Genomic DNA, 10,243 nt, shown 5'->3' on the forward strand with positions numbered 1-10,243 from the left:
CGCGGTATTCCCATTAAAAGTGATAGGTGTCCGGTCGCTCCGTGATCAGATCATGGAGCGACTATGGCGCTATCTTATTAAGTGGGAATTAACGGGAGATGCCGTTGAAGTTAACAGTTTTGTTAACTTCAACGGGCGGGGCTATAACTTCCAATCCAATGCCAGCGTGACGGAACGCGGCTCACCCCAATACACGCCGTTATAAAAACCAACGCGCTCGTAGTATTTCTTATCAAAGAGGTTATTCACATTGACCGACGCCGAAACCTGTTCGTCGAACTGGTAGCGCGACATCAGGTTGACCACGGTATAGCCCTGTTGCGTGATCTTCGCCCGGGTGGTTATCGGCCGGCCTTCGCTGTTGCGCTGCCCGGTCGGGCGGTTGCTGAAGTCGTAGGTTTCGCTCTGCCAGTTCACTGCGCCGCCCACCGTCAGGTTGCGCCAGGCGCCCGGCAGGCGATAGGCGCTGGAGATCTTCACCAGGTTCAAGGGTTGGCTGGTGTTATTGCGTTTGTCCGAGCCATTGACTGAATGGGTGTAGGTGTAGCCGGCGGTCAGGTTCCAGTCCGGCGTGATTTCACCGGCGGCTTCCAGCTCGAAGCCGTTGACCTTGTTACCTTTGCCGCCGGATCTGTAGTACTCCTCGCCCGTGACCGGGTTGGGCGGGACTGAGTCATCCCGCTCGGCGACGTTGTCCTGGGTACTCCAGAAGTACGCGGCGGCCAGGTTCAAGCGCTCGTTCAGCACGCTGCCCTTGAGGCCCACTTCGTAGTTACTGCCGACCACGGGCTCCAGGTACTTCTTGTTGGCATCACGGTAGTCCTGGGGTTTGAAGATGTCGGTATAGCTGGCGTAGACGGTGTACTGCGGCGTGATGTCGTAGAGCAGGCCGGCGTATGGCGTCCACATATCATTGTGGGTCTGACTGGTTTTGCCCGAAGCGGTCAGTTGGTCGTTGGCATCGTATTTGGGCTCTGCGCTTTCCAGCTCCCAACTGCCGTAACGGCTGCCCAGTACGGCGTGCAAGCGGTCTGTGAGGCTCAGCCTTGTGGCCAGGTAACCGGCTTTCTGTTGTTTCTTGCTGTGCTCACCCTTCAGGTCGGTCACCTGGTCGGTGAACTTGCCGATGCCGCCCATGTGCTTCCAGTCCTGGATGGGGTAGTAGCTGGCTGGCAGGTCGCTGCGCATGAAGGGCGAGACATCCCGTTGGGCGGCTTCGCCATAGCCCATCATCAGCGCGTGTTCGCGGCCCAGCAGCGTGTAGCTGCCGGCCAGGTTGAGGTCGATGGCCTCCATGCGCGAGGTGCCGCGCATATGGCTGGCCCAGGCCGTCATGCCGCTGCGGTCGGGGTTGGGGAAACCGGCGCCGCCGTAATACACCTTGCCATCGGTGTCGCTCTGGCGATGGGTATAGGCGGCCTTCAGGTGCCAGTCGCCGCCGAGCCGATGGTCGAGGGTGGCGAAGGTGGTCTTGTCGGTCAGCGGCCAGGAACTCCAGTGCGCCGCCATGTTGGTGGAGCGGGGCAGCCTGGCCTTGCCGCCCTGGCTGTTCCAGTAGGGCACGGTGCCCCAGGAGGTGCCTTGTACCTGTTTGTCCTGGTAATCAAAGCCGACGGCCAGCACGGTATCGTCGGAAAGATCGCCCTCGAGAATGCCGTAGCCCACTGCCCGCTGCAGCCCATAGTTGTCACGAAAGGACTGGCTGTCACGGTAAGCCAGCACGTTACGCCCGCGCAGTTTGCCGTCGAACGCCAGCGGGCCGCCGACGTCGACGTAGCTGTAGTAGTTGTCATGGCTGGCGCCACTGATACCGGTCTTGGCCTGCCAGTGGGCGGTAGGGCGCTTGCGCACCATGTTGACGGTGGCCGAAGGGTCGCCTGCGCCCGTGGTCAGGCCCGTCGCGCCGCGCACTACTTCGATGCGGTCGTAGATGATGGTGTCGGCGTCGGTCTTCATGTAGCCAAAAGTGTTGAGCATCCCGTCAACCTGGAAGTTGCTGATGCCATAGCCTCGGGCGGAGTAGTAGACACGATCGGAGTCGTAATGCTGAACGTTGACGCCCGTGGTCTGGCGCAACACATCCGTCAGGGTGTTGAGATTGAAGTCGTCCATCTGCTGGCGTGTGACCACCGAGATCGATTGCGGGGTTTCCTTGACGGAGAGGTTCAGCCGCGTGGCGGTGCTCATCGAGCCAGTAGTGTAGGCGCCGGTGTGCTCGGTGGTGGCGCCCAGGTTGTCGGCGCTGATGGTGGTCGCGCCCAGTTCCAGGGCTTTGGCGGGGGCTGTATCGGGGTCGGTGTCGGCCAGCGAATCCGGGCTCAGCGCCAGGCTGAACAGGCCGAGGGTGAAGGTCATGGAACGGGTGAAGGGCGCGAACATCGCTGCAGACTCCTTGTCGTCTTGGATACCTCCCCAGGCAGGGAGGGCTTGGTTCAAAGACGAAAGGAGCTGCGGAACTTTATAGTTAAACGAGAATTATTATTATCTTTCTGTTGCAAGCCCCTGGCTTATTTGGCCACCACTTCGGCGCTGTCGGCCTTCTTGGGCTTGATCAGGCTGAAGTCGATCAGCGCCTTCTGCTTGGTCTCGTAAGGGTTGCCGATCAACAGGGGGCGTGGCTTGAAGCTGTCGCTTACCAGGCTCTTGCTGTGGTCCAGCTCATCGAAACTCAAGCCTGCCATGTCGGCCCAGGTGTGGATCAACTGCGAACTGCTGTAAGGCCGTTGCAAGTCGCCGGCGAAGCTCCAGTCGTGGCTTTCGCGCCATTTTGGCGAGGCGTAGGCCATGAACGGGATGGTGTACATCGGCGCGGTCGGCTTGCCTTCGTTACGGCCCAAGGTGTCGTGGCCGGCGGAGTCGAACACGTCTTCGCCGTGATCCGACAGGTACAGCAAAAAGCCGTTGGGGTCGGTCTTGGCGTAGTCCTTGATCAGGCTGGAGACCACGAAATCGTTGTACAGCACCGCGTTGTCATAGCTGTTGTAGGTCGGCAACTGCGCATCGCTGACACCCGCTGGCACGCCCTGGCGGTCGGTGAACTTGTCGAAGGTCGGCGGGTAGCGGTACTGGTAGCTCATGTGGGTGCCCAGCAGGTGCACCACGATGAACTTGCGTTCCGCGGTATCGGCCAGGGCCTTGGAAAACGGCGCCAGTACATCGCCGTCGTACTGACGGGCGTTCTGGTTGCGGTTGTTGTTGAGGTACACCTGCTCGTCGGCCTGTTCGGAAAAGGTCGTGAGCATGGTGTTGCGTTTGGTCATGGTCTGCTGATTGGTGATCCAGAAGGTCTTGTAGCCGGCCTGTTTCATCACGCTGACAATCGACGGTGTCTTGAGGTACAGGTCTGGGTTTTCTTCGTCAGCGAAGGTCAGCACCTGTTGCAGCGCTTCAATGGTGTAGGGGCGCGGGGTGATGACGTTATCGAACACGGCCAGTTGGTCGCGCAGCTTGTCCAGTTCCGGCGTGGTGTTGCGCGGGTAGCCGTAGAGGCTCATGCGCTGGCGGTTGGTCGACTCGCCGATGACCAAGACAAGTGTGGACGGCTGGCCGGCCATGCTGTCCTTGAGGTTGTTCAAGGGCGGGATCTTGCTTGCACTGGTGAGCATGCCTTGCATGTTATCCAGCTGCTCGGTGTAGCGACGGTAGGCGACGATCATCTGCCAAGGCACGGCAGGCTCGATGCGGGTTTCGAAACGGTCGATGGCCAATTCCATGGTTTCGCTGGTGGCGATCTGCTTGACCAGTGGGTAGCCCACCACCGCCAGGACGATGGCAATGGCTGCCACGATTGACTGACCGCGCGGCAGGTACACCGGGCGCAAGCGCGTCCACAGGAAGATGGCGAAGGCGGTGTGGGCAATGAACGCCAGCACGATCCACCAGGCAAAGTATTGGGTGGCGTATTCGCCGGCTTCAGAGATGTTCGACTCGAACATGATGAAGATGACGCTCTGGGAAAATTCCTGCTGATAAATGAAGAAATAACCCAGGCTCGCCATGGAGCAAGCCCACAGCACCACGCCGATCAAGGCGGCGAGCAGGCGTGTACGACGCGGGAACAGCAACATCGGCGCCAGCCACAGCGCACTCATGAAGAAGGCCTGGCGGAAGCCACTGAAGCCGGAGGTGCCGGTCAGTTGGATAAGAAGTTGGGTAATACCCGAGAAATACCAGAAAAACAGGAATAACCAGCCAAGGCCGGCCCAATCAAAGCCTTTCGCAGTCGTCGTGCTGCGTTTGAACATCGCCATCCAGCGCCCCATCAGAGAAAGATTGTCGCGCACAGGCGCGCAACATCGGGCCGCCCAGGAAGTGAGCGGCATCGCGGAACGGGAGTATCAAGAGGGGAATGTGAAAACTTTGTGAGTTTTCTGTAGGTATTGCCTTACAACGCGTTCGGCCCGGCTTTCAGCACAGGGCTGGCTTGGCATCCGACGGTTGATTGAGCTGGGCTTGAAGGTGCAAGCGCAGGCGCAGGACTTCCTGTTGCAACTGATCGCGCTCGTCTTTCAACTGGCGCAGTTCATCGCGACGGAGGGTGACGTAGAGGGTCTGTGGCGGACGGGTCATCTGTGCTGTGCTCATTGCTTACCTCGCAAATAGCCGGTAGATCGCGGTGCCAAAACAGGTTTTTGGCAACAGTCGGAAGCAAGTTTGAATTCTTTTTCGCAGCAAGGGAACTTTTTTATTTTTGGTGGTCGTGTGACTTTTACCGGGGTGATGGTGAAACGATGGCAAATTTTTTGCCATGAAACTACACGGATCCGCTCTGGACTAACCCTCATTAGCCTCATTGCGCTATAAACTATGTCACACATTTTTTAGAAGTTAGGAGCATCAGCACATGCAACTGGGGATTATCGGACTAGGCCGCATGGGCGGTAACATTGCGCGGCGCCTGATGCTCAATGGGCATACCACCGTTGTATACGACCGTAACGAAGCCTTCGTCAAAGCCTTGAGCGAGGAGGGCGCCACCGGCGTCGCCGACTTGAAAGCGCTGGTGGCCGGCCTGCAAAAGCCCCGTGCTGTCTGGGTCATGTTGCCGGCGGGCGCGCCCACCGAAGACACCATCAACGCACTGAGCGAACTGCTGGAAGACGGCGATGTGATCATCGACGGCGGCAACACCAACTACAAGGACGACGTACGTCGCGGCAAAGCCCTGGCTGAAAAGGGCCTGCACTATGTAGACGTGGGCACCTCGGGCGGCGTCTGGGGCCTGGAACGTGGCTACTGCATGATGATCGGTGGTGACACCGAGACCGTGAATCGCCTCGACCCGATCTTCAAAAGCCTGGCGCCGGGCCTGGGTAACATCCCGCGCACCAAGGACCGTTCGGCCTCTGCCGACCCACGTGCCGAGCAGGGCTACATTCACGCCGGCCCAGCGGGTTCGGGGCACTTCGTCAAGATGATCCACAACGGCATCGAGTACGGGATGATGCAGGCGTTTGCCGAAGGTTTTGACATCCTCAAGACCAAGAACTCGGAAAACCTGCCGGAAGACCAGCGCTTTGACCTCAACGTCGGCGACATCGCCGAAGTCTGGCGTCGTGGCAGCGTGGTGTCGTCCTGGTTGCTGGACCTGACCGCCGATGCCCTGGCCACCGACCCCAAACTTGACGGCTACTCGGGCTCCGTGGCCGACAGCGGTGAAGGTCGTTGGACCATCGAAGCAGCCATGGAGCAGGCGGTGCCGGTTCCGGTGTTGTCGACCTCGCTGTTCGCGCGTTTCCGTTCCCGCCAGCAGAGCACCTACGGTGACAAAATGCTGTCTGCCATGCGCTTCGGCTTTGGTGGCCATGTGGAGACTTCCAAAAAATGACCGCCAACGGCAAGAAACCCAAGGCCGAACCTGCTCCACCCACCACATTGTTTCTGTTTGGCGCCCATGGCGACCTGGTCAAGCGCCTGCTCATGCCGGCGCTGTACAACCTGAGCCGCGATGGGTTGCTGGGCGATGGCCTGCGTATTGTCGGCGTTGATCACAACGCCATCAGCGACGCGGACTTTGCCAAGAAACTTGAGGACTTCATTCGTACCGAAGCCTCCAGCAAGGTCAGGGGCAATGCCGAGAACGCCCTCGACCCCGCGTTGTGGGCACAATTGGCCAAGGGCATCAGCTACGTCGAGGGCGATTTCCTCGACGACAGCACCTATGCCGATATCGCCAGCAAGATCGCTGACAGCGGCACCGCCAATGCGGTGTTCTACCTGGCCACCGCTCCGCGCTTTTTCAGTGAAGTGGTGCAGCGCCTGGGCAGCGCTGGCTTGTTGAATGAAACGGACGATGGCTTTCGGCGCGTGGTGATCGAGAAGCCGTTCGGCTCCGACCTGGCCACCGCCGAGGCGCTCAACGCCTGCCTGCTCAAGGTGATGAGCGAGAAGCAGATCTACCGCATCGACCATTACCTGGGCAAGGAGACGGTGCAGAACATCCTGGTCAGCCGTTTCTCCAACGTGCTGTTCGAAGCGTTCTGGAACAACCACTACATCGATCACGTGCAAATCACTGCCGCTGAAACCGTCGGCGTTGAAACCCGGGGCAACTTCTTCGAGAAGACCGGCACACTGCGGGACATGGTGCCCAACCACCTATTCCAGTTGCTGGCGATGGTCGCCATGGAACCGCCGGCAGCCTTTGGTGCCGACGCGGTGCGGGGTGAGAAGGCCAAAGTGGTCGGTGCCATCCGCCCCTGGTCGCTGGAAGATGCGCGGGCCAACTCCGTGCGCGGCCAATACACCGCCGGAGAAATCGCCGGCAAGCCATTACCCGGCTATCGCGAAGAAGCCAACGTCGCGCCGGACAGCAGCACTGAGACGTTCGTCGCGCTCAAAGTGATGATTGATAACTGGCGTTGGGTCGGTGTGCCGTTTTACCTGCGTACCGGCAAGCGCATGAGCATCCGTGACACCGAGATCGTGATCTGCTTCAAGCAGGCGCCTTATGCGCAATTTCGCGATACCGAAGTCGATGAACTCAAGCCCACTTACCTGAAAATCCAGATCCAGCCGAACGAAGGCATGTGGTTCGACCTTTTGGCCAAGCAGCCTGGGCCGACCCTGGAAATGGCCAATATCGAATTGGGCTTTGACTACAAGGACTTCTTCGAGATGCAACCGTCGACGGGTTACGAAACCCTGATCTACGACTGCATGACCGGCGACCAGACCTTGTTCCAGCGTGCCGACAACATCGAGAACGGCTGGCGTGCGGTGCAGCCGTTCCTGGATGCATGGAAGGAAGATGACGGTATCCAGGCTTACAAGGCTGGTGAGGATGGCCCAGCAGCGGCCGATGCCTTGCTGGCCCGCGATGGCCGCGCTTGGCATAGCCTCGGATGAGTGACGCGACGATTCAACCCATCCGGTTTGTCCTCAGTGATGTGGACGGGACGCTATTGCATCCCGACCACAGCCTCAGCCAACGCACCGCCGATGCCATTCGCGCCATGCGCGAGGCCGGGGTGCTTTTCAGCCTGGCCAGCGGGCGTCCGCCCAAAGCCATGCGGCATTTGATCGAGACCTTTGGCATCGATGTGCCGGTGGCTGGCTTTAATGGCGGTACGTTGGTCAACCCGGATGGCAGCATCCTGGTTGCTCACCATCTGCCGGCGGAAGCGGCGCTGATCACCCTGGCGCTGTTTTCGGCCGAGCCGGACGTGGAAGTCTGGGTGTTTGCCGATGGCGACTGGCTGCGCCGTGATCCGCCCGGGCCCATGGTGCAGCGCGAAGCCGACGGCTTGGGCTATGGGCCGGTGGTGGTGGAGAGTTTCGAGCCTTACCTGGACCGGGTCGACAAGATCGTCGCCGCCAGCAACAACACCCAGTTGCTGGTGGAGCTGGAGGCGCAATTGCAGCCGAAAGTGCAGGGGTCGGCCCAGGTGTCGCGTTCGCAGCCGGTGTATCTGGATGTGACCGCGATGCTGGCCAACAAAGGCGAAGCCTTGAAAACCCTGGCCGAGCACCTGGGCGTGCCGCTTGCGCAAACGGCTGCAATTGGTGACGGTGGCAATGACCCGGCGATGTTTCATGTGGCGGGATTGTCGATTGCCATGGGCCAGGCCGAAGAAACCGTCAAGCGCCAGGCCAATGTGGTGACCGGCAGCAATGTCGAGGACGGCGCTGCCGAGGCGTTCGAACGGTTTATTCTCGCGGCACGCTAAGTAACTGACGTTTTAGTGCGCAACTTCCAGCCGATGTTTGGCGTTGGCTGGAAGTTGCCGCATTGCATTACTTCGGCATTGCCCAAGACTGCAACTGGTGGCCATCTTTATCGAGCTCGGCGCGGGCCTGTAACAACAGGTTTTCAAGTTGAGCCGGGTCGGTATACGCAGTGCAGGACAGCTGTTTGCTGCCGATGCGGGTGTTGGTACGGTCGATGACGCTCAGGCTGAGGGCGCCGACGCCATCGTGCCAGGCCACGCACTGAAAGGGCTGGAAAGCGCGGTCTGCAATCAAAAGAGCTTCGTTGATGCGCAGCGGAGCGTTCATTTGGGTCTTCTCTCTGTATGCCCATTCAAGTGAGTACCGGCGGTTGGGCTGACCGTGCGGTGGGTTACTTGTACTGATGCACGATGGTGGCGTGCGGGTCACATGCTAGGGCAAGAAAATTTAACTTTTCCTGATTGACGTCATGTAAGCGGCTGTTTTGAAAGCGCCATAAGCGTTTCACTGACGAGCAACTTTCGGCGTGCTACGAAACAAGCATGGCTTTTTGCCCGCACTTATAGCGAAAGGGTACAAGGAAAGCGTCAAGATCTTGCTAGGGTTACCAACGGTCGCCACAAACTGTTGTTTCTAAATAACTTTAACAATCTTGGCGCCAAGGAATAGTCATGATTGCGACACCCGCCCAACGCCGCTTATTGGTGGTCGACCCCTGTGACGATTGCCACGGGTTATTACCCGGTTTACGCACCGCCGGCTGGGAAGTAGACAGCTGTGCCTTGGAGGCGGTGGGGGAGCGCTCCTGCGATGTGGGCCTGCTGCGCTTGCAGCGGGATCACCTGGAGCGCCCCGAAGCGGTCAAGGAGTTGATTGGTCGCAGCGGCACCGAGTGGATCGCCGTGCTCAGCCAGGATGTACTGCGTTTGCAGAACGTCGGCGATTTTGTCTGCGAATGGTTTTTCGACTTCCATACCTTACCCTTCGATGTGTCCCGGGTACAGGTGACCCTGGGTCGCGCGTTCGGCATGGCGCGCCTGCGTGGCAAGGGCTACGCGCCGGTGGATGAGCCCCATGAATTGCTGGGCGAGAGCCGCCCCATTCGTGAGCTGCGCAAATTGTTGTCCAAGTTGGCGCCGACTGAATCCCCGGTGTTGATCCGCGGTGACAGTGGCACGGGCAAAGAGTTGGTGGCCAAGACCCTGCACCGCCAATCCCAGCGGCATACCAAGCCGTTTGTCGCGATCAATTGTGGCGCTATTCCTGAACACCTGATCCAGTCCGAGCTGTTCGGTCACGAAAAAGGCGCGTTTACCGGCGCCCATCAGCGCAAGATCGGGCGTATTGAAGCGGCCAACGGCGGCACCCTGTTCCTCGATGAAATCGGCGATCTGCCGATGGAGCTGCAAGCCAACTTGTTGCGCTTTCTTCAGGAAAAACACATCGAACGCGTTGGCGGCAGCCAGCCGATCCCGGTGGATGTACGGGTGTTGGCCGCCACTCACGTCAACCTTGAGGCTGCGGTAGAGAAGGGCGCCTTTCGCGAAGACTTGTATTACCGCCTGAATGTGCTGCAAGTGGTTACCGCGCCGTTGCGCGAACGCCATGGTGACGTGGCGATGCTGGCCAACCACTTTTCACGTTTTTACAGCCAGGAAACCGGACGGCGCCCGCGCAGTTTCAGCGAAGAGGCCTTGGTGGCGATGGGGCAACACCCGTGGCCGGGCAATGTGCGTGAACTGGCCAACCGCGTGCGGCGTGGCCTGGTACTGGCCGAAGGGCGGCAGATCGAAGCGGCTGACCTGGGGCTGCAAGGCCAGCAAGCCATGTCGGCGCCGATGGCGACATTAGAAGACTACAAACACCGCGCCGAACGTCAGGCGTTGTGCGATGTGCTCAACCGGCACAGCGACAACCTCAGTGTCGCGGCCCGTGTACTGGGGATTTCCCGGCCGACGTTCTACCGGTTGCTGCATAAACACCAGATCCGCTAGGGCGGGTAAACCCAAAGTGGGAGCTGGCTTGCCTGCGAAAGCGGTAGTGCAGTCACAGATGCAGCAACTGACACACCGCC

8 protein-coding genes are annotated in these 10,243 nt (G+C 59.6%); 4 read left to right on the forward strand and 4 right to left on the reverse strand.

Annotated elements, in window-relative coordinates:
* Positions 1–141: 141 nt before the first annotated feature.
* The 3 genes from BT199_RS05185 to BT199_RS27200 form a co-directional block, all read right to left on the reverse strand.
* Positions 142–2,379 carry a TonB-dependent siderophore receptor gene (locus tag BT199_RS05185; RefSeq protein ID WP_072434059.1) on the reverse strand — a complete coding sequence of 746 codons (2,238 nt, stop codon included), beginning with the start codon at positions 2,377–2,379 and terminating at the stop codon, positions 142–144.
* 128 nt (positions 2,380–2,507) lie between these two features.
* Positions 2,508–4,250: a phosphoethanolamine transferase CptA gene (locus tag BT199_RS05190; RefSeq protein ID WP_069868542.1), complete on the reverse strand. Its 1,743-nt coding sequence runs from the start codon at positions 4,248–4,250 to the stop codon at positions 2,508–2,510.
* Between the two features lie 157 nt (positions 4,251–4,407).
* A complete protein-coding gene (locus BT199_RS27200; RefSeq protein WP_256575928.1) occupies positions 4,408–4,584 on the reverse strand; it encodes a DUF6026 family protein in 177 nt (58 codons plus the stop codon).
* 259 nt (positions 4,585–4,843) lie between these two features.
* On the opposite strand from BT199_RS27200, the gene gnd reads away from it, so the two are divergent.
* Genes gnd through BT199_RS05205 form a run of 3 tightly spaced genes read left to right on the forward strand, consistent with a single transcriptional unit; the run spans position 4,844 to position 8,168 of the window.
* Positions 4,844–5,827, forward strand: a complete 984-nt coding sequence (gnd, locus tag BT199_RS05195) for a phosphogluconate dehydrogenase (NAD(+)-dependent, decarboxylating) (protein WP_019817573.1) — start codon at positions 4,844–4,846, stop codon at positions 5,825–5,827.
* Entirely contained in the window at positions 5,824–7,347 is a 1,524-nt protein-coding gene (zwf, locus tag BT199_RS05200) for a glucose-6-phosphate dehydrogenase (RefSeq protein ID WP_014718746.1), read from the forward strand. Before gnd ends, zwf begins: the two co-directional genes overlap by 4 nt.
* A complete protein-coding gene (locus tag BT199_RS05205) occupies positions 7,344–8,168 on the forward strand; it encodes a Cof-type HAD-IIB family hydrolase (RefSeq protein ID WP_072434060.1) in 825 nt (274 codons plus the stop codon). Before zwf ends, BT199_RS05205 begins: the two co-directional genes overlap by 4 nt.
* Before the next feature lie 67 nt (positions 8,169–8,235).
* Here BT199_RS05205 and BT199_RS05210 read toward each other — a convergent pair whose 3' ends face one another.
* Positions 8,236–8,496, reverse strand: a complete 261-nt coding sequence (locus BT199_RS05210) for a hypothetical protein (RefSeq protein ID WP_014718744.1) — start codon at positions 8,494–8,496, stop codon at positions 8,236–8,238.
* Between the two features lie 344 nt (positions 8,497–8,840).
* On the opposite strand from BT199_RS05210, the gene BT199_RS05215 reads away from it, so the two are divergent.
* Positions 8,841–10,163, forward strand: coding sequence for a sigma-54 dependent transcriptional regulator (locus BT199_RS05215; protein WP_020302097.1), 1,323 nt, complete (start codon positions 8,841–8,843; stop codon positions 10,161–10,163).
* Positions 10,164–10,243: the final 80 nt, after the last annotated feature.

This window comes from Pseudomonas sp. NFR02 (assembly GCF_900119375.1).
Lineage (GTDB): Bacteria > Pseudomonadota > Gammaproteobacteria > Pseudomonadales > Pseudomonadaceae > Aquipseudomonas > Aquipseudomonas paracarnis.

Bases quoted from the DNA above. Each gene is read 5' to 3' on its own strand.
- BT199_RS05185 (WP_072434059.1), bottom strand. From the start codon at position 2,379: ATGTTCGCGCCCTTCACCCGTTCCATGACCTTCACCCTCGGCCTGTTC.
- BT199_RS05190 (WP_069868542.1), bottom strand. From the start codon at position 4,250: ATGGCGATGTTCAAACGCAGCACGACGACTGCGAAAGGCTTTGATTGG.
- gnd (WP_019817573.1), top strand. From the start codon at position 4,844: ATGCAACTGGGGATTATCGGACTAGGCCGCATGGGCGGTAACATTGCG.
- BT199_RS05205 (WP_072434060.1), top strand. From the start codon at position 7,344: ATGAGTGACGCGACGATTCAACCCATCCGGTTTGTCCTCAGTGATGTG.
- BT199_RS27200 (WP_256575928.1), bottom strand. From the start codon at position 4,584: ATGAGCACAGCACAGATGACCCGTCCGCCACAGACCCTCTACGTCACC.
- BT199_RS05210 (WP_014718744.1), bottom strand. From the start codon at position 8,496: ATGAACGCTCCGCTGCGCATCAACGAAGCTCTTTTGATTGCAGACCGC.
- BT199_RS05215 (WP_020302097.1), top strand. From the start codon at position 8,841: ATGATTGCGACACCCGCCCAACGCCGCTTATTGGTGGTCGACCCCTGT.
- zwf (WP_014718746.1), top strand. From the start codon at position 5,824: ATGACCGCCAACGGCAAGAAACCCAAGGCCGAACCTGCTCCACCCACC.